At 70.3% G+C, this 22,963-nt stretch carries 16 protein-coding genes and 1 pseudogene; 15 read left to right on the forward strand and 2 right to left on the reverse strand.

What is annotated here, in order from left to right:
* Window positions 1–367 precede the first annotated feature (367 nt).
* The gene (locus tag EAS64_RS22000) at window positions 368–874 is read left to right on the forward strand and encodes an SAV_6107 family HEPN domain-containing protein (RefSeq protein ID WP_187366094.1); all 507 of its coding nucleotides are present in this window, start codon (window positions 368–370) and stop codon (window positions 872–874) included.
* Between the two features lie 97 nt (window positions 875–971).
* Here EAS64_RS22000 and bldD read toward each other — a convergent pair whose 3' ends face one another.
* Window positions 972–1,469 (reverse strand): transcriptional regulator BldD, encoded by a 498-nt coding sequence (bldD, locus tag EAS64_RS22005; RefSeq protein ID WP_145855587.1) that lies wholly within the window; start codon window positions 1,467–1,469, stop codon window positions 972–974.
* A 592-nt stretch (window positions 1,470–2,061) separates the two neighbouring features.
* On the opposite strand from bldD, the gene pyrR reads away from it, so the two are divergent.
* From pyrR to EAS64_RS22070, 13 genes and pseudogenes are all read left to right on the forward strand, one after another.
* Window positions 2,062–2,736, forward strand: a complete 675-nt coding sequence (pyrR, locus tag EAS64_RS22010; RefSeq protein WP_145855589.1) for a bifunctional pyr operon transcriptional regulator/uracil phosphoribosyltransferase PyrR — start codon at window positions 2,062–2,064, stop codon at window positions 2,734–2,736.
* On the forward strand, window positions 2,733–3,704 hold the full coding sequence (locus tag EAS64_RS22015) for an aspartate carbamoyltransferase catalytic subunit (RefSeq protein WP_145855591.1): 972 nt from the start codon (window positions 2,733–2,735) through the stop codon (window positions 3,702–3,704). Before pyrR ends, EAS64_RS22015 begins: the two co-directional genes overlap by 4 nt.
* The gene (locus EAS64_RS22020; protein ID WP_145855593.1) at window positions 3,701–4,996 is read left to right on the forward strand and encodes a dihydroorotase; all 1,296 of its coding nucleotides are present in this window, start codon (window positions 3,701–3,703) and stop codon (window positions 4,994–4,996) included. Before EAS64_RS22015 ends, EAS64_RS22020 begins: the two co-directional genes overlap by 4 nt.
* A complete protein-coding gene (gene carA, locus EAS64_RS22025) occupies window positions 4,993–6,201 on the forward strand; it encodes a glutamine-hydrolyzing carbamoyl-phosphate synthase small subunit (RefSeq protein ID WP_145855595.1) in 1,209 nt (402 codons plus the stop codon). Before EAS64_RS22020 ends, carA begins: the two co-directional genes overlap by 4 nt.
* A gap of 3 nt (window positions 6,202–6,204) precedes the next feature.
* The gene (gene carB / locus EAS64_RS22030) at window positions 6,205–9,537 is read left to right on the forward strand and encodes a carbamoyl-phosphate synthase large subunit (RefSeq protein ID WP_145855597.1); all 3,333 of its coding nucleotides are present in this window, start codon (window positions 6,205–6,207) and stop codon (window positions 9,535–9,537) included.
* A 232-nt stretch (window positions 9,538–9,769) separates the two neighbouring features.
* Window positions 9,770–10,690 carry an iron-sulfur cluster-binding protein gene (locus tag EAS64_RS22035; RefSeq protein ID WP_145855599.1) on the forward strand — a complete coding sequence of 307 codons (921 nt, stop codon included), beginning with the start codon at window positions 9,770–9,772 and terminating at the stop codon, window positions 10,688–10,690.
* Between the two features lie 155 nt (window positions 10,691–10,845).
* The gene (locus tag EAS64_RS22040; protein ID WP_145855601.1) at window positions 10,846–11,805 is read left to right on the forward strand and encodes a dihydroorotate dehydrogenase; all 960 of its coding nucleotides are present in this window, start codon (window positions 10,846–10,848) and stop codon (window positions 11,803–11,805) included.
* Between the two features lie 608 nt (window positions 11,806–12,413).
* Window positions 12,414–13,106: pseudogene (pyrF, locus tag EAS64_RS45985) on the forward strand (orotidine-5'-phosphate decarboxylase); the annotation flags it as partial.
* A 956-nt stretch (window positions 13,107–14,062) separates the two neighbouring features.
* Window positions 14,063–14,383, forward strand: coding sequence for an integration host factor, actinobacterial type (gene mihF, locus EAS64_RS22050; protein ID WP_145855603.1), 321 nt, complete (start codon window positions 14,063–14,065; stop codon window positions 14,381–14,383).
* A gap of 53 nt (window positions 14,384–14,436) precedes the next feature.
* The gene (gmk, locus tag EAS64_RS22055) at window positions 14,437–15,081 is read left to right on the forward strand and encodes a guanylate kinase (protein WP_145855606.1); all 645 of its coding nucleotides are present in this window, start codon (window positions 14,437–14,439) and stop codon (window positions 15,079–15,081) included.
* Window positions 15,082–15,167: 86 nt separating this feature from the next.
* Window positions 15,168–15,428, forward strand: coding sequence for a DNA-directed RNA polymerase subunit omega (rpoZ, locus tag EAS64_RS22060; RefSeq protein ID WP_145855608.1), 261 nt, complete (start codon window positions 15,168–15,170; stop codon window positions 15,426–15,428).
* A 62-nt stretch (window positions 15,429–15,490) separates the two neighbouring features.
* Entirely contained in the window at window positions 15,491–16,780 is a 1,290-nt protein-coding gene (locus EAS64_RS22065) for a bifunctional phosphopantothenoylcysteine decarboxylase/phosphopantothenate synthase (protein ID WP_145855610.1), read from the forward strand.
* 67 nt (window positions 16,781–16,847) lie between these two features.
* Complete coding sequence (locus EAS64_RS22070) at window positions 16,848–19,712, forward strand: MGH1-like glycoside hydrolase domain-containing protein (protein ID WP_187366096.1); 2,865 nt, start codon at window positions 16,848–16,850, stop codon at window positions 19,710–19,712.
* A gap of 85 nt (window positions 19,713–19,797) precedes the next feature.
* Here EAS64_RS22070 and EAS64_RS22075 read toward each other — a convergent pair whose 3' ends face one another.
* Window positions 19,798–21,285: an MFS transporter gene (locus EAS64_RS22075; protein ID WP_222849501.1), complete on the reverse strand. Its 1,488-nt coding sequence runs from the start codon at window positions 21,283–21,285 to the stop codon at window positions 19,798–19,800.
* Window positions 21,286–21,491: 206 nt separating this feature from the next.
* Between EAS64_RS22075 and EAS64_RS22080 the strand changes: the two genes are divergently transcribed.
* Entirely contained in the window at window positions 21,492–22,958 is a 1,467-nt protein-coding gene (locus tag EAS64_RS22080; protein WP_222849502.1) for a DUF2252 domain-containing protein, read from the forward strand.
* The last annotated feature ends 5 nt before the right edge of the window (window positions 22,959–22,963 follow it).

A 22,963-nucleotide genomic window follows, 5' to 3' on the forward strand; every position in this document is an offset into this window, starting at 1 on the left:
CTGATTGCAGCATGAGCAACCAGGCTCCCAGCATAACCAGCCAAAACGCGGGACCTCAATAAACGTGTCGCACACCCCTGACGACAGTCACGCACCAGGAATGTCAGACCCCCTGGGTAACTTCGAACTCGTCAGCAAATGGGCTGGACTTTGACGCGAACCTGTGTTCGAATGAGAATGTGTTCGAATGACGGGGTTGACTCCGGTCGCCGCGACCCCTGGCGGCCGGTGCCGGCCGGGCGGGGCGTGGGGAAGCGCTTCGCCCGGCCGGCGGATTCTCCCGATCGCGGGCAAGCCATCGCGGGCAAGGCCCTCCCCGGGCTGACGACGGCGGACTTCGGCGCATCACCTGAAGGAAGTGATGACCATGAGCGGCACGCTGACGACGGCGGGACCGTCCGCGGGCAACGCGTTGCCTTTTAAGGCTGCGGGGCCATTTCCGACTCCTGTGCCTGCCCGCCTGCCCGCCACGGCGCTGACCCTGCTGCGCAACGCACGGCAGGGCCTGGCTGAGGCGGAGACGGAGACGGACACGGGAACCCGTTACATTGGCGCGCACCTGGCCGCGCTGCGCGCGGCGGCGGCGATCGTGGCGGCGCGGGGCGAGCCGGGCACGGGATCGCGACGCCGCAGGCCGCGATCGGTCTGGGAGCTGCTGCCGCAGGTGGAGCCGGCGCTCGCCGAGTGGGCGGCGTTCTTCGCGGCAAGCGCTGCCAAGCGCGCCGCGGCCGAGGCTGGACTGCCGAGGGCGGCGACCGCGCGCGAGGCGGACGACCTGCTGCGCGACGCCGGGACGTTCCTGACGGTGGCCGAGCGGGCACTCGGCCTCGAGGGTGAGCCCATGCTGCCGCTGTCACTGCGGCACGCGAGCTGAAACAGCGTGACCACCCCACCCGGCGATCGCCGGGTCACGCCGGATGGGGCAGCGGGGCCGTTACGCCCCTGCCGGGCGGTGAAGCCCAGGGGGAGCCTTAGAAGGACTCGATGGAGTTGCTGCGCGCGTCGGCGTCAAGCACACCCCAGCTAATGAGCTCCTCAGTGAGGTCAGCAGGCGACTTGTCATAGATGACCGCAAGCGACCGCAGGTCCTCGTGCCGCACGGAGAGCACCCGGCCGTTGTAGTCGCCGCGCTGGGCCTGAATGGTGGCCACGTAGCGGGCGAGGGGGCCGACCTTCTCCTTGGGCAGCTGGTTCATCCGCTCAAGGTCGATCACCAGCTTCGGCGCCGTCGCGATGGGAGTCGGCGCCGCGTCGCCGGGCAGGAGCTCGGAGACCGGAACGCCGTAGAACTCCGCAAGCTCGGCGAGCTTCTGCACCGTGACCGACCGGTCGCCGCGCTCGTAGGAGCCGACCACAACCGCCTTCCAGCGGCCGCGGGACTTCTCCTCGACACCGTGCAGTGAGAGGCCCTGCTGGGTGCGGATGGCGCGCAGTCGCGCGCCCAGGGTCTTGGCGTACTCAGATGGCATTTTTCCTCGGTTTCCCGGCCAGTCGTCGCTTACGGTAACGGTTACGCACAGTGACGGTAAGCGGCAATAGCGACAAGGTCAAGCCGAATGGCAAAAACTGGTTGAACTCGTCCAGTAACCGGCATTGCCCTTCCCTAGTGGTGTGTACCCCCCGCCCGAACGCGACAACCCCCGCTGTAATCGGCTTTCCCGTGCACAGAGGGGTCAAAGCGGGCCTGGCGGTCGCTCTCGGAACGTTATGGCGGCGTATGTCCAATGTGACGCAAATCACATCTTCCCGGGACGTGTGGTCGACGTGTAGTGAGGCCAGCTGACGGGCGCACCGGGAATCAGCGGACAGGTTGCTCGTGACGGCGGGCTGGAAAGTTACGGAGGGGGATTATCGGCGAGCCGGGGAAACACCAGTCTAGTGACTTTCTGTGGTGATTGTGTTGCCACTGGTGGCCAACTGTCCGTGCCGGCCTGCCCGCCGCGCCCGGTGCCAAACATGGCATCCGCTACCTGCGGGAATCGTGCTGATACGGTGGAGACGTAGGCATCCTTTAAGGACCGTCCCGTGAGACGGGAAAGGAGGTCGTGACTGGTGTGCGCGATGCGGCCTGAACCAGTTCACGAGCCGGGCCCCAGCGGCCCAGGCGAGTCCAGCGGCCCAGGCAAGTCCAGTGGCCCTGGCGATTCCGGTGGCTCCGCGCTTCCCGGCGGAAGCGGTGGGAGCAAGCTCGATTCCACGGGCTGGAAAGCGGTACTCACCCCGGAGGAGATCCGGCGCGCGCTGAGCCGTATCGCCCACGAGATCCTCGAGCGCACCCATGGCGGCGAGGGGATCGTGCTGCTCGGCATCCCCACCCGCGGCGTCTACCTGGCACGGCGCCTGGCGACCAGGATCGGCGAGTTCGAGGGCACGCAGGCGGCCTTCGGCTCGCTCGACGTGACCATGCACCGCGACGACCTGCGGTTGCGGCCGGCCCGCGCGCTGCAGCGGACCCAGGTGCCGTCCGACGGGGTGGACGGCAAGACCGTGGTCCTCGTCGACGACGTGCTCTTTTCCGGGCGCACCATCCGCGCCGCACTCGACGCGCTTAACGACCTCGGCAGGCCGCGTTCGGTCCAGCTCGCGGTCCTCGTCGACCGCGGCCACAGAGAACTGCCCATCCGCGCCGACTACGTGGGCAAGAACCTGCCCACCGCGCACCGCGAGAAGGTGCGCGTGCTGCTGACCGAGACCGACGGCGAGGATCTGGTGCTGCTCGGGGAGGGACAGGCGTGAACCGGCATCTCATCTCCGCGGCCGACCTGAGCCGCGATGACGCCGTGCTGATCCTGGACACGGCCGAGGAACTGGCCAGCGTGGAGGGGCGGGCGATCAGGAAGCTGCCCACCCTGCGCGGCCGGACCGTGGTCAACCTCTTCTATGAGGACTCCACGCGGACGCGGACCTCATTCGAGGCCGCCGCCAAGCGGCTGAGCGCCGACGTCATCAACTTCTCCGCCAAAGGGTCGAGCGTCGCCAAGGGCGAGTCGCTGAAGGACACCGCGCTGACCCTGGAGGCCATGGGCGCGGACGCCGTGGTGATCAGGCACCCTGCCTCCGGCGCGCCGCGGCGGCTGACCGGGTGGATCAGCGGCCGCGTGGTGAACGCGGGCGACGGGACCCATGAGCACCCCACCCAGGCGCTGCTCGACGCCTTCACGATGCGCCAGCGGCTCATCGGGGCGGGAGCAGGGGCCGAGGCCGACCGGCGCGGCAGGGACCTTGACGGCCTGCGGGTGACGATCGTGGGCGACGTGCTGCACTCCCGGGTGGCGCGCTCCAACGTGCTGCTGCTGTCCACGCTCGGCGCGCAGGTCACCATGGTCGCCCCGCCCACCCTCATGCCGCACGCGGTCGACACGTGGCCATGCCGGGCCGGCTACGACCTGGACAGCGAGCTGCGCAAGAGCGACGTGGTGATGATGCTGCGGGTACAGCAGGAGCGGATGACCGCCGCCTACTTCCCGACCATCCGCGAGTACCGCCGCCGCTACGGCCTCGACACGGGCCGGATGGCGCTGCTGCCCGAGCACGCCATCGTGATGCACCCGGGCCCGATGAACCGCGGCGTCGAGATCGCGGCCGACGTGGCGGACTCCGCCCGGTCAACGATCGTCCAGCAGGTCGCCAACGGCGTGACTGTCCGGATGGCGGTCCTTTACCTGATGCTCGGCGGCATGGCGGATGGGGAGGAAGCTGCATGAGCGAGGAGTGGCTGATCAGGGGCGCCGCCGTCACGGGCGGAGACCCGAAGGACATTCACCTCAAGGACGGCGTCATCGCCGCGATCGGCGACGGCGTCAGCGCGCCGGACGCGACCGTGCTCGACGCGGCCGGCCTAGTTGCGTTGCCCGGCCTCGTTGACCTGCACACGCACCTGCGCGAGCCGGGCCGTGAGGACGCGGAGACGGTGGAGACGGGCACCCGCGCCGCCGCACTCGGCGGCTACACCGCGGTCCACGCGATGGCCAACACTGAGCCGGTCGCCGACACGGCAGGCGTGGTCGAGCAGGTCTGGCGGCTCGGCGAGCAGGCCGGGTACGCCGACGTCCGCCCGGTCGGCGCGGTCACCGTGGGGCTGCACGGCAAGCAGCTCGCCGAGCTCGGCGCGATGGCCGACTCCGCGGCCCGGGTCCGCGTCTTTTCCGACGACGGCTTCTGCGTCGCCGACCCGCTGCTGATGCGCCGGGCGCTCGAGTACGTCAAGGCGTTCGACGGCGTGATCGCGCAGCACGCGCAGGAGCCGAGGCTGACCGAGGGCGCGCAGCTGAATGAGGGGGAGATGTCGAGCAGGCTCGGCCTGGCCGGCTGGCCGGCCGCCGCCGAGGAGGCGATCATCGCGCGCGACGTGCTGCTCGCCGCGCACGTGGACTCCGCCCTGCACGTCTGCCACGTCTCCACCGCGGGCAGCGTGGAGATCATCCGCTGGGCCAAGTCCAAGGGCTGGCGGGTGACTGCCGAGGTGACGCCGCACCACCTGCTGCTCACCGACGACCTGGCCGTGGAGTACGACCCGCGGTTCAAGGTCAACCCGCCGCTGCGCACCAAGGCGGACATCGAGGCGCTGCGGCTCGCCCTGGCCGACGGCACCATCGACTGCGTGGCCACCGACCACGCCCCGCACCCGGTGGAGGCCAAGGAGACAGAGTGGGCCGAGGCGGCCAACGGCATGACCGGCCTGGAGACAGCGCTGCGCGTCGTGCAGCTCGCCATGGTCGACACCGGGCTGCTCGACTGGGCCGGCGTCGCGGACCGCATGTCCGCGCGCCCGGCCGCGATCGGCCGCGTGCCGGGCCACGGCCAGCCGCTCGCCGCTGGCGCTCCCGCGAACCTGACGCTGTATGACCCCGCTGTCCCCGCCACGCCAGTGGACCCGGCCGCGCACGCCTCCAAGAGCCGCAACAGCCCGTTCACCGGGATGCCGCTGCCCGGCGCCGTGGTCGCGACGTTCCTGCGCGGCGGCGCGACGGTACTTGACGGAAAGGTAACCCGATGAGCTCTACAGGCCCCGACACGATGCTGGTCCTCGAGGACGGCACCACCCTGCGCGGCAAGGGGTTCGGCGCCTATGGCGAGTCGTTCGGCGAGATGGTGTTCAACACCGGCATGACCGGCTACCAGGAGACGCTCACCGACCCGTCCTACTGCGGCCAGATCGTCGCCATGACCGCACCGCACATCGGAAACACCGGCATCAACGACGAGGACCCGGAGAGCCACCGCATCTGGGTCAGCGGCTACGTGGTCCGCGAGCCGTCGCGGCTCGCCTCAAGCTGGCGGGCGCAGCGCAGCCTGGAGGCTGAGCTCAAGGCGCAGGGGATCACCGGCATCTCGGTGCCTGGCACCCGCGCGCTCACCATGCGGCTGCGCGAGCACGGCGCGATGCGCGCGGCGGTATCCACGGTCGAGAACAACCCAGCACGCCTGCTCGAGCGCGTCCTCGCCAGCCCCGGCATGACAGGCGCGGACCTGGCGCGGATCGTCACCACGCCGCACCCGTACACGGTGGCGCCGCCGAGCGGCGTCGCCACCAGGTACCGGGTCGCCGCCGTCGACCTCGGCATCAAGGCCGCCACCCCGCGCAACATGGCGCAGCGCGGCATGGAGGTAAAGGTGCTGCCGGCCACCTCCACGGCCAGGGACATCCTCGCCGTCAGCCCGGACGGGGTGTTCTTCTCCAACGGGCCGGGCGACCCCGCCGCCGCCGGGTACGCGGTGGCCGCGATGCGCGGCGTCCTCGACGCCGGCGTGCCGATCTTCGGCATCTGCTTCGGCAGCCAGATCCTGTCGCGCGCCATCGGCCTTGACACCTACAAGCTCCGCTACGGCCACCGCGGCGTGAACCAGCCGGTCATGGACCTGGCCACCGGCCGGGTCTACATCACGAGCCACAACCACGGCTTCGCCGCGGCGCTCCCGCCGGAGGCCGACACCAGCCGCACAGGCGATGCCTGGGCGCACGTGCCGCCAGGCGCCCGCAAGCCGTTCGGCACACCGTACGGCGAGGCCGCGGTGACCCACGTGAACCTCAACGACGGCGTGGTAGAGGGCATCCGGCTGCTCGACCGTCCCGCCTTCAGCGTCCAGTACCACCCCGAGGCCGCGCCTGGCCCGCACGACGCGGTGGACCTTTTCGACCAGTTCGCAGCCCTAATGGACACTGGGCTCATGGCCAGTGCGCACGGACGAGGGAAGAAGTAAGCCATGCCGCGCCGTGAAGACCTCAAGTCCGTCCTGGTGATCGGGTCAGGTCCGATCGTGATCGGGCAGGGGTGCGAGTTCGACTACTCGGGCACCCAGGCCTGCCGGGTGCTGAAGGCCGAGGGGATCAGGGTCTCCCTGGTCAACTCCAACCCGGCCACGATCATGACCGACCCGGAGTTCGCCGACGCCACCTACGTGGAGCCGATCACCCCCGACGTGCTCGCCAAGGTGATCGCCAAGGAGCGCCCGGACGCCGTGCTGCCCACGCTCGGCGGCCAGACCGCGCTCAACGCCGCGGTATCGCTGCACGCCAACGGCACGCTCAAGAAGTACGGCGTCGAGCTGATCGGCGCCGACATCGACGCGATCGAGGCGTGCGAGGACCGGGAGAAGTTCAAGGGCATCGTCACCGGGCTCGGCGCCGAGGTGCCGCGCTCGCTCATCTGCCACACCATCGAGGAGTGCCTCGCCGCTACCTACGGCAGCCCAGGCGCCCCCGACGAAGGGAACGGCCTCGGCTTCCCCGTCGTGGTCCGCCCCTCCTTCACCCTCGGCGGCCTCGGCTCGGGCATCGCGTACAACGAGGCGGACCTGCGCAGGATCGCCGGGTCCGGCCTGGACGCCAGCCCGACGACCGAAGTCCTCCTCGAGGAGTCGATCATCGGCTGGAAGGAGTTCGAGCTCGAGCTGATGCGCGACCGCCACGACAACGTGGTGATCGTCTGCTCGATCGAGAACGTCGACCCGATGGGCGTGCACACCGGCGACTCGGTGACCGTGGCGCCGGCGATGACCCTCACCGACCGCGAGTACCAGGCGATGCGGGACACCGCCATCAAGATCATCCGCGCGGTGGGCGTGGACACCGGCGGCTGCAACATCCAGTTCGCGGTGAACCCCGCGACCGGCCGCATGGTCGTCATCGAGATGAACCCGCGCGTCAGCCGCAGCTCCGCGCTGGCCTCCAAGGCCACCGGCTTCCCGATCGCCAAGATCGCCACCAGGCTCGCTATCGGCTACACGCTCGACGAGATACCCAACGACATCACCGGCCAGACCCCGGCGTCGTTCGAGCCCGCGCTGGACTACGTGGTGGTGAAGATCCCGCGGTTCGCGTTCGAGAAGTTCCCCGGCGCCGACCAGACGCTCACCACGCACATGAAGTCGGTCGGCGAGGCGATGGCGATCGGCCGCTCGTTCGCCGAGGCGCTGCAGAAGGCGCAGCGGAGCCTGGAGAGCCAGACGGGCCCGTTGCGGTTCACGGAGAAAATCCACGCCACCGCCGACGAGCTGCTCGACCACTGCCGGACCCCGCACGACGGCCGCCTCAACACGATGCTCCAGGCGCTGCGCGCCGGAGCGAGCGCCGAGTCGGTGGCCGAGGTTACCGGCGTCGACCCGTGGTTCGTCGAACAGCTGGAACACCTCAAAGACGTATCCAGAACGGTTGCGGGCGCCGCCGAACTCGACACGGACCTGCTATGGGCGGCGAAGGCCGAGGGGTTCTCCGACGCCGCCATCGCCGAGCTGCGCGGCCTGACGGCGGGGGAGATCCGCGCGCTGCGCCACTCGCTCGGCGTCCGCCCCGTCTTCCACGCGGTGGACACCTGCGCCGCCGAGTTCGCGGCGCGCACGCCCTACCTCTACTCGACCTACGACGAGGGCGACGAGGTGCCGGGCGGCGACACCCACAAGGTGATCATCCTCGGCAGCGGGCCTAACCGCATCGGCCAGGGCATCGAGTTCGACTACTCCTGCGTGCACGCCTCGATGGCGCTGCGCGCGGCGGGCTACGAGACGGTCATGATCAACTGCAACCCGGAAACCGTCTCTACTGACTACGACACCTCCTCCCGGCTGTACTTCGAGCCGCTCACCCTCGAGGACGTGCTCGAGGTGGTGCACGCCGAGCAGCGTTCCGGGCCGGTCGCCGGGGTGATCGTGCAGCTCGGCGGCCAGACGCCGCTCGGGCTCGCGCGGGCGCTCGAGGTGGCGGGCGTGCCGATCGTCGGCACCTCGCCCACCGCGATCCACGCCGCGGAAGACCGCGGCGCGTTCGCAGAGGTCCTAGCCGAGGCGGGGCTGATCGCGCCGCTCGGCAAGGTCGCGCTGTCCGCCGACGAGGCCGCGGTCGCCGCGGCCGAGATCGGCTACCCGGTCCTGGTCCGGCCGTCCTACGTGCTCGGCGGGCGCGGCATGGAGATCGTCTACGACGAGGCGACGCTGCGCGGCTATGTCAGCCGCGCCACCCAGGCATCACCGGATCATCCGGTGCTCATCGACCGCTTCCTCGACGACGCGATCGAGGTCGACGTGGACGCGCTCTACGACGGCGATGAGCTGTACCTGGGCGGGGTGATGGAGCACATCGAGGAGGCGGGCATCCACTCTGGCGACTCGGCCTGCGCGCTGCCGCCGATCACCCTCGGCGGCAGCGACATCAAGGCGATCCGCGAGGCCACGAAGAAGATCGCGCACGGCGTCGGCGTGCGCGGCCTGCTCAACGTGCAGTACGCGCTGGCCGCCGGCGTGCTCTACGTCCTTGAGGCCAACCCGCGCGCGTCGCGGACGGTCCCGTTCGTCTCCAAGGCCACGGCGGTGCCGCTCGCCAAGGCGGCGGCGCTCGTCATGATGGGCGCCTCCGTCGCCTCGCTGCGCTCCTCCGGCGTGCTGCCCGCCACCGGGGACGGCGGCACCCTGCCGCTCGACTCGCCGGTCGCGGTCAAGGAGGCGGTGCTGCCGTTCGGCAGGTTCCGCGACGCGTCAGGGGCGGGCGTGGACACCGTGCTCGGCCCGGAGATGCGTTCCACGGGCGAGGTCATGGGCATCGACGAATCGTTCGGCACCGCGTTCGCCAAGTCCCAGGAGGCCGTCTACGGCTCGCTCCCGGTCAAGGGGCGGGTGTTCGTGTCGGTGGCCAACAGGGACAAGCGCGCCATGGTGTTCCCCGTCAAGCGCCTCGCCGATCTCGGCTTCGAGATCTGGGCGACGTCGGGAACGGCGGAGGTACTGCGCAGGAACGGTGTTCGTGCCAAGATCGTCAGAAAGCAGAGTGACGGTGCCGGTCTCGACGGGGATCCGACCGTGGTCACCCGCATCCTCGACGGTGAGGTAGACCTGATCGTGAACACCCCGTTCGGCGCGGTGTCGACGGCCTCGGCCGCGGTGCGCCTCGACGGCTACGAGATCCGCACGGCGGCGGTCCGCAGGGGAGTGCCCTGCGTGACCACCGTGGCGGGACTCGCCGCCGCGGTGCAGGGCATCGAGGCCACCATCCGCGGCGACATGGGTGTCCGCTCCCTCCAGGAACATGCGGCGGCGATGCGCGGTTAGCCGCGGAGGATTGCGCCCGATGGCAAAAACCGCCATCATATCGGGCGCAATCCTCCGCCATCTTCCGGGGGGACGACCCCCGAACGAGTGCTCCAATTTTGCCCTTGCTGGAAGTAGCTTCTCGGCCCCGGCGCAAAATTGGAGTACTCGCCCCCGATGCTGGCCTGTGGCCAGCGGAGGGGCGGATAACGTAGGCGGGGATAACTGACAGAGGGGACTGGCGGCGGCCGGGATGGCAGGCAACGATCGGGACGGCGGCGTGGCGCCGGTTCAGGTGCGCGGGACGGTGCTCACCGTGCGGCGCGTCGACGCGTACGTCGCCATGACCGTGGTCGCTCCCGCCATCGCCACCAGGTTCCGGCCCGGCCAGTTTGTCGCGATCGCGGTGGGCGGCCCGCAGTCGGGAATGATCGGGCGGCGCACGTTCTCCATCCATGATGTGCGGCCCGACCATGGTGGCACGGTCGAGTTCGTGTTCCTGCCGCGCGAGCCGGGCTCTCAGTGGCTGGCGGACTGCCGCTCGCGTGACGTCCTCGACGTGGTGGGGCCGCTCGGCCGGCCCTTCCCGGTGCCGCGCGACGCGGCCTCGTGCCTGCTGCTCGGCGTGGGACCAGGCGCGGCGCCGCTGTTCGCGCTGGCGTCCAGGCTCGCCGAGCGCGGCTCGCACACCGACTACCTGCTCGGCGCGGAGAGCGCCGACCGGGTGTTCGGCGCGCTGACCGCGCGCCGCACCGGCCGTTCGGCGATCATCGCCACGGCCGACGGCTCACTCGGCGCGCGCGGCTCGGTGGTGGACATGCTGCCGACAGTGGTGCAGCAGGCGCGCACCGACGTCATCTACGCCTCGGCGCCGACCGGCGTGCTCCGCTCGGTGTGCGCCATGGCGGGCAGGTACGGCATCCCCGTGCAGGCGCTGGTGTCCGAGCCGGCGATGATCTGCGGCACCGGACTGTGCATGGGCTGCGTGCTGCCCGCGGTGGGCACCGACGGCGTCACCCGCATGGTCCGCGCCTGCGCGGAAGGCCCGGTGTTCCGCGGCGACCTGGTGCGCTGGGACGACGTGGGCACCATCCCCTTCGACGCACTCGGCGCGCCCGGCTGGAAGCCGAAGCAGGGCACCACCGCCGCCGGGGAGCGCACCAATGCCAGCTAGTCTTTCCTCCCCGCTCACTCTGTCTGCCCCGCTCGCCTCCGCGCGCTCGGGACCCCCGTCTTCTCCCTCGTCACTCGGTCGCTCGTGCCTCGCTCCCTCCCTCCTCAGTCCGAGGACGGGGGCGCGCGCTTTGGCTCGCGGGGAGGAGGTCGGCATTGCCTGCTGATTTGCGGACCAGGATCGGCCATCTGGACCTGCCTAGTCCGATCCTTACGGCGTCCGGGTGCGCGGGGAGCGGGCGGGAACTTGCGCAGTTCTCCGACGTGGCGCGGATCGGCGCGATCATCACCAAGTCGGTCACCCTCGAGCCTAAGGCGGGCAATCCCGCGCCCCGGATGGCGGAGACGCCGAGCGGCCTGCTGTCGTCGACAGGGCTGCAGGGCCCCGGGCTCGACGGCTTCCTCCAACGCGACCTGCCCTGGCTGCTGTCGCGCGGCGCCCGTGCATTCGTTTCCGTGGCGGGCCACACGACCCGCGAGTACGGCGAGGTTTCCTCCCGGCTGTCCGACTCCGCCGGGGTGACGGCGCTCGAGGTCAACCTGGGCTGCCCGGACGCCGCGGCGGCGGGACGGCCGTTCGCGCTCGACGCGGCCGCGGCGGGCGCCGTGGTGGCCGCCGTGCGGGGCAGCACCCGTTACGACATCCCAGTGTTCGCGAAGCTCTCACCGGAGGTCACCGACATCGTTGCGGTGGCCAGGGCCTGCGTGGCCGCTGGCGCCGACGGCCTGTCGATGATCAACACCCTGCCCGGCATGGCCATCGACCCGGTGACCTTCCGGCCGGCCCTGGCCGGCCTGGCGGGCGGCCTGTCCGGGCCCGCGGTCAGGCCGGTGGCGGTGCGCTGCGTGTGGGCGGTGCGTGAGGCGCTGCCCGACGTCCCCATCATCGGCTGCGGCGGCGTGCGCACCGGCAGGGACGCCCTGGAGTTCCTGCTCGCGGGCGCCAGCCTGGTGGCCGTCGGCACCGTGCTCTTCCATGACCCGTCGGCGTGCTCACGGATCCAGCGGGAACTAGAGGAGGAACTGACCGCGCGCGGGGTAGACCGGGTGACCGACGTCGTGGGGCGGGCCCACCAGCCGGCCGCGTATGCCGCGGAGCGTCATACTTGGGTGTAATGGTGGGATAACGGGGAGTGATCATGAGCCACGGCGAGCAGGACATTCCTGCGGGCTCCCCTGCCAGTCCCGCGGGGGAGCTGCGGGAGCTTGCCGAGCTCGGCGACCTCCTCGCGGAGCTCGCGGGCCTGATGCGGGACCTGGGCGCGCTCATCCTGGGCCTGGTGAGCGCCGCCATGCGGACGGGGGACCAGCCGGCGAGGACGTTCACGCTACCGCCCGCGCTCGCCGAACTCGCGGCGGCGCACTCCGCGCTCAAGGCGGAGCAGGAAGCGCTGACGGCGCGGCTGGACAACGCCGCCACCTCCGTGGACCGCGCGGCGCTGCGCGCCAGCCTGGCCGCGCTCACCGAGCGGGCGAGCCGGGCCATTGGCAGCGCCGTGGCGGCGGTCGCGGACCGCAAGCAGCAATTGGCGTCGGCACCGCCGGCGTCAGCACGGCCGGCCTCGGCAGGGCCGGCGTCATCAGCGCGGGTCGCCCCGGCAGGGGAGCCCCCACCGGATTCGAGAGAGGAGAGTGTCGTGCAGACATCCGCCGGGGGAACCGCCCCCCGTGCCTCGAGTGGGCTTGACCGATGGCCGGAGGCCGGCGCGGCGGACCGGCGGCTCGCGCCGGTCGCGGTCGCCCTCGACGCGCCCGACATCGAGGTCGCGGCGCACTGGGCGACGCTCGTCACGCCGTACGTGTCCACGGTCAAGATCGGGCTGGAGCTGTACCTGCGGTACGGGCCGGCTGTGGTGGCGACGGTCCGCGGCGGCAGCGGCGTGCGGGTGTTCCTCGACCTCAAGCTGCACGACATCCCCAACACGGTGGCGGGCGCCGCCCGGGCGGTCGCCAAGCTGCGGCCGGAGATCCTCACCGTGCACGCGGCGGGCGGCTCGGACATGATCAAGGCGGCCGTGGAGGCCGCTCCCGGCACGATGGTCGCCGGGGTGACGCTGCTGACCTCGATCGGTGACAAGGCCCTCGCCGAGCTCGGCGTCGACGGCTCGGTCAGCGACGCGGTGCGCCGGATGGCCTCGCTGGCGGTCGGCGCGGGCGCGCGCGGACTGGTCTGCTCGCCGCAGGAGGTGGCGGCCGTCCGTGCCGAGGTCGGCCCGGACATCCTGCTCATCACCCCGGGCATCCGCCTCGCGGGCGCCACCAGCGATGACCAGGCCAGGATCGCCACCCCGGAGGAGGCGCTCAAGGCGGGCGCGGACCTGCTGGTGATCGGCCGCCCCATCACCAGGGCGCCGGACCCGGGCGCAGCCGCCGCCGCCATCGGCGCCTCGCTGCGCCGCGCCGCCACCGCCACCTGACACGCCGCCCGGGCGCCGCCGCCACCTCACACCCAGCCCCCGCCCACCCGACACGCCGCCCGGGCGTCACCGCCACCTGACACCCAACGCCGCGCTGTCCCGCAACCCCGCCGACGCCATCCGCGCGGCCCTCGCCCGCACGACGTTCGTTTCCCGTAAGAATGTGCCGTTGGGCCGGCAATAGGAGGCCTAACGGTACATTCTTGCCGCCGCCCGGCCCGGAATGGCCCATGTTGCCGCGTTCAGAGAAGCCCGGATAATGCGCCCGGTCCCGCGATCGGGGTGGCGGGCGGCGTCGTCAGGGGTCACACTGGCATCAAACGTTATCTCGTGACCGGAGATGTGTTCGGCGTAACAAACCCTACCTGCGACGATTCATCGGCCCAGGCCTGTGATCGGGGCGCATCGATGGGTAATATGTCCCCCTGGGACTACTGACCGTGGAACATCCTGCCCTATGGAAAAACGGGAAATAAGTCGGCGTAAAGCGCAGATGTCGCAGCCGCCCCGATGGCGGCCGGGCGGCGAACCGGGGCGCGCCCAGGCGCGGGCGGCCGCGTGCGCCTGTCCCGATGGGCCGAGGCGGGTCCCTGAACAGGGCTTTGCGCCGGTACGTCCCGGCCGCGCCGTCGCGTGTATGGTGGAGGCGGCGGGCACCGGGGGCGCGTTGCGCGCCGCGGCGCTGCGGCCGGTGAAACAGACATATGGAACATTTTACCCAGGCGAGAGCGAGCCTTCGAGGAGGTGTTCGGCGCGATTTCGTTTTCACTATGTGAGAGCGCGTCGACGCTCAGGACCTGCTATTGACTACTTTGAGTCACGATGCGTGTATGTAGAGTAATATATTTAGATTTGTGATGACATAAACGGAGGTTCGCGTTGCCGAAAGGGTCTCTGACTCGCTAGTTTCCCCTCCCGACCAACCTTTTTTTCGACGAAACCCGAGGTGACCCCGAGTGGCTCTTCCTCCCCTCACTCCCGAACAGCGCGCCGAGGCCCTGCAGAAGGCCGCGATAGCGCGCAAGGAACGCGCCGAAGTTAAGAATCGCCTCAAGCGTGGCGCCGTGACCCTCTCCGAAGTCATCAAGGACGGGTCCACCGACGACGTCATTGGCAAGATGAAGGTCTCGGCTCTCCTTGAGTCGCTGCCCGGAGTCGGCAAGGTGCGCGCGAAGCAGATCATGGAACGACTCGGCATCGCCGAGTCGCGACGAGTTCGTGGGCTTGGTGCGAACCAGCGCGCCGCGCTTGAGCAGGAGTTCGGTGCGGATCTGTAAGGCGGCTAACCGGATCGGCGTGCGATCAGCGCGGCCGTCACGGGTGCGAGGGCATGGCCGAAGCATCCGACGGTAAATCGCGCGAAACCGCCGCCGCCGAGAAAAGGGGGCCGAAAGGCGCCCGCCTGCCTGCGGAGCGGAAGAATTCGCGGCTGACTGTGCTCTCCGGGCCTTCCGGGGTCGGGAAGAGCACAGTCGTCGCGGAACTACGCCGTCGCAGCCCGGAGATCTGGATTTCGGTTTCCGTGACAACGCGAAGGCCCCGCCCGGGAGAGGTGAACGGGCGGGAATATCATTTTGTTAACGACGCGGAGTTTGACCGCATGGTCGGCGCCGGGGAACTTCTCGAGTGGGCCGAGTTCGCGGGCAACAAATACGGCACCCCGGCGGAACCGGTGCGGCAAAGGCTCGACGCGGGCCTGCCGACCCTGCTGGAGATCGATCTCACGGGCTCGCGGCAGGTTCGCGAGGTCATGAAGGACGACGCGCTGTTCGTCTTCCTCGAGCCCCCCTCATGGGCTGAGCTCGTCCGCCGGCTGACCGGCCGCGGCACCGAGCCGGCCGACGTCGTGGAGCGGCGCCTGGCCGTGGCGAGGGAAGAACTCGCCGCGGCAGGCGAGTTCGACGTGACGCTGGTGAACACTTCGATCGATGAGGTTTGCCGGCAGATGGTAACGTTGATTAACAGCCTTCCTTGAAGCCCGGCACTGTCCGGGCTCGCTGGCTGCTCACATAGCGGCTCTCCTTATTGAGGGCTGAGCTCACTGGAAGGACAATGCGACAGGTGGCTGCGACCCAGGGTGCGGACGGCATCATCAACCCGCCGATCGACGACCTGCTCGAGATCGTTGACAGCAAGTACCGGCTGGTGATCCTCGCCGCGAAGCGGGCTCGCCAGATCAACGCCTACTACTCGCAGCTCGGCGAGGGCCTGCTCGAGTACGTCGGCCCGCTCGTCGAGACCCGCGTGCAGGAGAAGCCGCTGTCGATCGCGCTGCGAGAGGCCCGCGAGGGCCTGCTGAAGGTCGAAGCGACCGAGGGCTAAAGCCTCCAGGGCCGGGGACCGCCCCAGACCGCCGCGGGCAACAACGGCATCGGAGTAGCGACATGGCGCGGGTCATCCTCGGCGTTGGCGCTGGCATCGCCGCCTACAAGGCCTGCGAGCTGCTGCGCCTGTTCAAGGAGAGCGGGCATTCCGTCCGGGTGGTGCCGACACCCGACGCGCTCCGCTTCGTCGGCGAGCCAACCTGGTCGGCGCTATCCGGCGAGCCGGTCACCACGGGCGTGTGGGACGGCGTATCCGATGTGCCGCATGTGAAGCTCGGCCAGACCGCGGACCTGGTATTTGTCGCTCCCGCCACCGCGGACCTCCTCGCCCGCGCCGTCGCCGGCATGTCCGACGACCTGCTGACCGCGACGCTGCTCACCGCGCGCTGCCCGGTGGTCTACGCCCCCGCGATGCACACCGAGATGTGGGAGCACCCGGCAACCCAGCACAACGTCGCCACGCTGCGCGCCAGGGGCACCATCGTGGTCGAGCCCGCCGTCGGCAGGCTCACCGGCAAGGACACGGGCAAGGGGCGCCTGCCGGAGCCCGAGGCGCTGTTCGCCCTCGCACAGGCAATCCTTGGATACAGAACGGGTTCGGCTGACTCCGGCACGCCCGCCACGCTGCCCGCGGATCATGGCAACGCTTCCCGCGGCGGGAACCACGCACCCGTTCCGGAGGAAAGTCTTTCGCTCGCCGGGCGGACGGTGCTCATCTCCGCCGGCGGGACCCGCGAGGAACTCGACCCGGTGCGCTTCCTCGGCAACTGGTCCACCGGCAGGCAGGGCTACGCGTTCGCGCGGGCGGCGGTGGCGCGCGGCGCCGTGGTGACCCTGGTCGCGGCGAACACGGAGCTACCCGACCCCGCGGGAGCGAAGGTCGTCCGGGTGGTCTCCGCCAGGGACATGGACGCCGCCATGCTCGCCGAGGCGCCGGGCGCCGACGTGATCGTGATGACGGCCGCCGTCGCCGACTTCCGGCCCGTCGTGCGGGCGGAGGCGAAGATCAAGAAGGACGGCGCCCTGCCGCCGCCGATCGAGCTGACGGAGAACCCGGACATCCTGGCCGGCCTGTCGCGGCGCCGCGCCGAGCGCGGCCCGGCGGGCCAGGTGATCGTCGGCTTCGCCGCCGAGACCGACCCGAGCCTGGACGCGGCGCGATCCAAGCTGGCCCGCAAGGGCTGCGACCTGCTCGTGCTGAACCGGGTCGGCGACGGCGAGGGCTTCGGAGCGGCCGACAACGAGTGGGTCGTGCTCGCCGCCGACGGCGGCGCCACGCCGGTGCCACGCCGCTCCAAGGACGCGCTCGCCGAGGTCGTGCTGTCCCTGGCGGCCGCCCGCCTGTCCTGACCCCGGCGGGCCCCCTGAGGGGACGCAGGCCCGTACCACAGGGCGAATCACTCCGCGCGGGTGACGCGTGGCATCGGCGCACGCCTGGACGCTGGTGCCTGCGGCCATTCCCGGATCGACACCCGCTGGTCTTGACTGCGATCACTTCACCACACACCGAGCGAATGGCGTGGTCACCATGGTCAGTGCGGAGCGGCGGCGGGTAGACGAGGCGGACAAGGACGGCATCACATGGCGGCGGTGGGGGCCGTACCTGAGCGAGCGGCAATGGGGAACGGTACGGGAGGACTACGGCGGCGGGCACGACACCTGGTCGTCGTTCACGCATGAGCAGGCCGGGTACCGGGCCTACCGGTGGGGCGAGGACGGCCTGGCCGGCATCAGCGACGACAAGCAGCGGCTGTGCCTGGCGCTGGCGCTGTGGAACGGCCGCGACCCGGTGCTCAAGGAGCGGCTGTTCGGCCTGACCAACTCCGAGGGCAACCACGGCGAGGACGTGAAGGAGTGCTACTTCTACACCGACGCCATGCCCACCTCGTCCTACCTGAGCATGCTCTACAAGTACCCGCAGGCCGAGTTTCCCTACGACGACCTGGTCGCGGTCAACGGCGCGCGCGGCAAGCTCGACCCGGAGTACGAGCTGCTTGACACCGGGATCTTCGACGACGGCAGGTACTTCGACGTCGAGGTGGAGTACGCCAAGGCCGGGCCCGAGGACATCCTCATGCTCGTCTCCGTGCGCAACAACGGACCCGACGACGCGGTGCTGCACGTGCTGCCCACCCTGTGGTTCCGGCACACCTGGTCGTGGGCGGGCGGCGACAAGCGGCCCGCCCTGAGCGCGGCCAGCGCGGCGGGCGGCAGTGCGGTGCGGGTGGAGCACGGCGAGCTCGGCACCCGCTGGCTGTGCGCCGACGGCGCGGTCCCGGTCCTCGTCACGGAGAACGAGACGAACAACGAGCGCGCGTTCGGCACCGCGAATGACGCGCCGTACGCCAAGGACGGCATCGACCGTGCCGTGGTGCACGGCGACGCGGCGGCGGTCAACCCGGACGGCACCGGGACCAAGGCGGCGCTGCACTACGTGCTGACCGTTCCGGCGGGCGGCACCGCGACCGTCCGGGTGCGGCTCACCGACACCGACCCGGCCGCCACCGCTGACGCCGGGGGGCCGTTCGCGGACTTCGACCAGGTGATGACCGCCCGCCGCGCCGAGGCCGCCGAGTTCTGGGGCACCGTGCTGGCCGGCCATCTCAGCGAGGACGAGCGGCTGGTGTGCCGGCAGGCGCTGGCCGGCATGCTGTGGTCCAAGCAGTACTACGCGCTCGACGTGGAGCGCTGGCTGGCCGAGCACGGTGTCAACCCGCTCGACGGCGGCACCGGGCTGCGGAACGAGGACTGGCGGCACCTGGTCGCCGAGGACATCATCTCCATGCCGGACAAGTGGGAGTACCCGTGGTTCGCCGCGTGGGATCTGGCCTTCCACACGGTCGCGCTCGCCGTCGTCGACCTGCCGTTCGCCAAGCAGCAGCTCGAACTGCTGCTTAGCAGGCGTTACCTGCACCCCAACGGCCAGCTCCCGGCGTACGAGTGGAACTTCAGCGACGTCAACCCGCCGGTCCACGCCTGGGCGGTCTGGTTCGTCTACCAGCTGGAGAAGGCCACCACCGGCGCGGCGGACCGCGCATTCCTCGAGGGCGCCTTCCAGAAGCTGGCGCGCAACTTCGGCTGGTGGCTCAACCGCAAGGACATGGACAACCGCAGCATCTTCCAGGGCGGCTTCCTCGGCCTTGACAACATCGGGGTCTTCGACCGCAGCGCCCCGCTGCCGGGCGGCGGGCACATCGACCAGGCCGACGGCACCGCGTGGATGGCCCTGTTCTGCGAGAACATGGTCCAGATGGCCGCCGAGCTAGCCACGGAGAACCCGGCCTACCTGGAGCAGACCCAGTCGCTGATCGAGGAGTTCGCCTGGATCGTCGCCGCCACCAACCAGGTTGGCGCGGGCGCGACAGGCCTGTGGGACGAGGAGGACGGCTTCTTCTACGACGTGCTGCGCCGTCCCGACGGCAGCTCGGTGCCGCTGAAGGTGCGCTCGGTGGTCGGGCTCATGCCGCTCGCCGCGGCCACTGTCATCGGCGCCTCGGTCCGCGAGGAGTACCCGGAGCTCATCAAGGGAGCCGCCGAGTTCTTCGCCAGGCACCCCGCGGTCACCGCCGCCATGCCCGGCCGCACCGAGCAGATGGCGGCCACGGGACCCGTGCTGCTCGCGATGTTCGACGAAAACCGGCTGCGCCGCATCCTGGCCAGGATGCTTGACGAGCAGGAGTTCCTCGGGCCGCACGGCATCAGGGCAATCTCCCGCCACCACGCCGCCCATCCCTACGTGCTCAACCTGGACGGCCAGGAGTACCGGGTGGGCTACCTGCCGGCCGAGTCGGACACCGGCATGTTCGGCGGCAACTCCAACTGGCGCGGCCCGGTGTGGTTCCCGATCAACGTCATGCTGGTGCGGGCGCTGATGAACCTCTACGGCTACTTCGGCGACAGCTTCACCGTCGAGTGCCCGACGGGCTCCGGACGCCAGTGCAACCTGTACGAGGTGGCCAGGGAGCTCGGCGACCGGCTCACCGGCACGTTCCTGCGCGACCCGGCCGGGCGCAGGCCGGTGCACGGCGGCCAGCCGATCCTTCAGGACGACCCGCACTGGCGCGACCTCATCCTGTTCTACGAGTACTTCCACGGCGACAACGGCGCGGGGATCGGCGCGAGCCACCAGACCGGCTGGACCGGCACCGTGGCGCTGCTGCCGCTGCTGTTCCGCGGGGTGCACGCGAGCGCGCTGGTCAACTGGCGCGGCGGCGCGCCCGTCGGCGCGGTGCCAAGCCAGCGCGCGTCGGCCGACGTGGCCGAGCACGCGGCCGAGGTCTGAGAGGTAACAGCGGGGGCTGAGGGACGGGGAAGGCCGGGCGGTCGCTGACCGCCCGGCCTTCGGTTCGCGTCTACCTGGCCGGGCCTCAGGCCACCCGGGCGGCGTCCGGACTCGACGAGCGTTCCGCGTCAGCCGACTGGCGCGGTATCAGCACCGCGAGGACCAGCCCGATGAGCGAGAACACCAGCATGACGGTCAGCGCCACCGCGAACGGCCGGCCCTCGGGCAGGGCGACGGCGACGAGGACCGAGCCGACCACGGCGGTGCCGAACGACGAGCCGAGGTTCGACACGCTGCGCGACAGACCGGAGATCTGCCCTTGGTCGCTGTCGGGGAAGCTGGACTGCACCACGTTGACCGACGAGGTCAGCATGACGCCCACCCCGATGCCGAACAGCAGCAGCCCAGGCACCCAGGTCCAGACCGCGGAGTGCGCCCTGACCAGGGCGAGCAGCAGCACCATGCCGAGCGATGTGACAAGGAAGCCGGCGATGATCAGCCAGCGCTGCGGATGCCTGCGGGCGAACCGGTCCGCGCCCGCCGAGGCGGCGAGGATGCCGACGGTCGCCGGGGTGAGCATCAGCCCGGTCTTCACCGCGTTGTAGCCGTCGACCTCCTGCAGGTAGACGGAGATCGCGAAGAACGACCCCTGCAGCAGCAGCCACTGGATGGTCTGCGTGCCGAGCCCGAGGTTGGCGACCTTGTCGCGGAACAGGCGCAGCGAGAGCAGCACGTCCTTGCCCTTCCGCTCCCCGGCCCTCACGTGCAGGAAGAACCAGAGGAAGAACAGCGCGCCGATGACCACGTAGATCCACACCGGGGAGATCGAGCCCTTGGGGATGATGACGGTGCCGCCGATCGCGAAGTCCTCGCGTGACTTGCCGAAGCCGTAGGTGCGCGATTGCAGCAGGCCGAGGACCAGGAAGAACATTCCGGCGGCGGACAGCACCGCCCCGGTCAGGTCGAACCGCGGCACCCGTCCCTGCGCTTCGGGGGCGGTGATCTTGCGGGCGAGCCAGATGATGGTCGCCACCACGAGGACCTGGAGCACGAATGACGCGCGCCAGTTGATCGCACTGGTCACCAGGCCGCCGATCAGCGGTCCCGCGGCGGCGCCGAGCCCGCCCGCGCCGCTCACCACGCCGAAGTACTTCGCCCGCGACTTGACGTCGGGGAATGCCACGGTGATGAGGATGTAGATGGGCGGGATCATCAGCGCCGAGCCGACGCCTTCGAGCAGGGAGTACCCCACGATGAGCATCGGCAGTGCGACCGACGCCGCGGCGATCAGCCCCCCGATGGCGTAGACGATCAGGCCGATGAGGAAGCAGCGCTTGCGGCCCCAGATGTCGGTCAGGATGCTGCCGGGAATCATCAGCGCGGCCATGGTCAGGGTGAACAGGGTGATCGCCGTCTGCACGCCTGCCACGGTGGTGCCGAGGTCCTTGGCGATCGCGCTGATGGCCACGTTCATGTTCGTGGCGGCATAGCTGGCGATGAACTGCGCGAGGGCCAGCGGCAGGATCATGGTCCTGGCGGCGTTCACCGCATGGTGCTTGTCGCTCGATGTCACGTTATACTCACGGAACGTTCGATTCTCACGAGTACCAAGGTGCCAACAAGGCCCGCTCGCGTCATCACCCGTCGCGGGGGAGGCGGCCAGGATCGCATCGGGTGCACAATCCGTGACAGGGGCGGGCGGCACAGCCGATGGGCGGCAATGCGGGCGCCAGCGGCGTTCTGCGCCGCCCGCCGCCGCACGGAAGAAGGAGGCTGCGCGTGAAGACGGCAACGCGAACGGATGCCAGGCACGTCCCGGCGCAGCGGCGCGCCACTGGCGAGCATGAGGCCCCGGCCGAGCGGCTCAGCCCCGACGAACGGGCCAAGCTCGGAAAGGCGGCAAGAAAACTCGCGCCGCTCGACAGCCACGCGGCATTCGAGCGAGCGGACGGCGGGCCGGATCCGGTCGCGCTACTCGAGCAGCAGGCGGTGTCGCGGGTGCCGGATCTGGTGCCCGTGCGGTACGGCCGGATGCTGTTCTCCCCATTCAGTTACTACCGCGGCGCCGCGCTGCCGATGGCCGACGACCTGTCCCGCACCCCGGTCACCGGCCTGACCGTGCAGGCGTGCGGCGACGCCCATCTGTCCAACTTCGGGATCTTCGGCTCTCCGGAGCGCCGCATGCTGTTCGACCTCAACGACTTCGACGAGACCCTCCCCGGGCCGTGGGAGTGGGACGTCAAGCGGCTGGCGGCCAGCCTGGAGGTGGCCGCGCGTGAGAACGGTTTCTCCCGCAAGGACCGGACCGCGATCGCGGCGGCCGCGGTCGCCAGCTACCGCCAGGCGATGAGCCAGTTCGCCGCGATGACCAACCTTGACGTCTTTTACGCGCACATCGACGTGGCACAGCTCCGCGCCGATCTTGAGTCGCGGCTCACCAAGCGGCAGCGCAAGCAGTGGGACGCGGGCGAGGCGAAGGCCAGGACGTCCGACAGCATGCGGTCGCTGCGCAAGCTCACCAAGACCGTCGACGGCAAGCAGCGGATCGTCGCCGACCCGCCGCTTGTCGTCCCGGCCAGGGACCTGGTGGGCGCCCGGGCCGATGAGCTCGAAGCGTGGATGGTCCCGCTCATGGCCAAGTACCGCGGGACGCTCGACGGCAACCGCCGGCACCTCCTTGAGCAGTACGAGTTCGCCGACATGGCCCACAAGGTGGTGGGGGTCGGCAGCGTCGGCACCCGGTGCTGGATCGTGCTGCTGTTCGGCCGCGACGATTCCGATCCGCTGTTCCTCCAGGTCAAGGAGGCCCAGACGTCAGTGCTCAGCCGCTTCGCACGCGGCCGCAGGTACGCCAACCAGGGCCAGCGGGTGGTGGAGGGCCAGCGCCTCATCCAGGCCGCGAGCGACATCTTCCTCGGCTGGGTCCGGGTGGAGGAAGGTGCCGACGGCAAGCGGCGCGACTTCTACGTGCGGCAGCTGCGCGACTGGAAGTTCTCCTTCCTCATCGAGAACATGCTGCCAGAGGGCATGCTCCTGTACGGGCAGACCTGCGGCTGGACCCTGGCCCGCGCGCACGCCAGGTCGGGCGACCGCATCGCGATCGCCGGCTATCTCGGCGGCTCGGACGCGTTTGACCAGGCGATCACCGAGTTCGCTCGTTCATACGCCGATCAGAACGAGCGCGACTACGATGCTCTGCGCGAGGCTGCCGCCTCGGGGAGGATCACGGCGAAGTCGGACGTCTGACCGGC

It is taken from the genome of Trebonia kvetii, assembly GCF_007827045.1.
Taxonomy (GTDB): domain Bacteria; phylum Actinomycetota; class Actinomycetes; order Streptosporangiales; family Streptosporangiaceae; genus Trebonia; species Trebonia kvetii.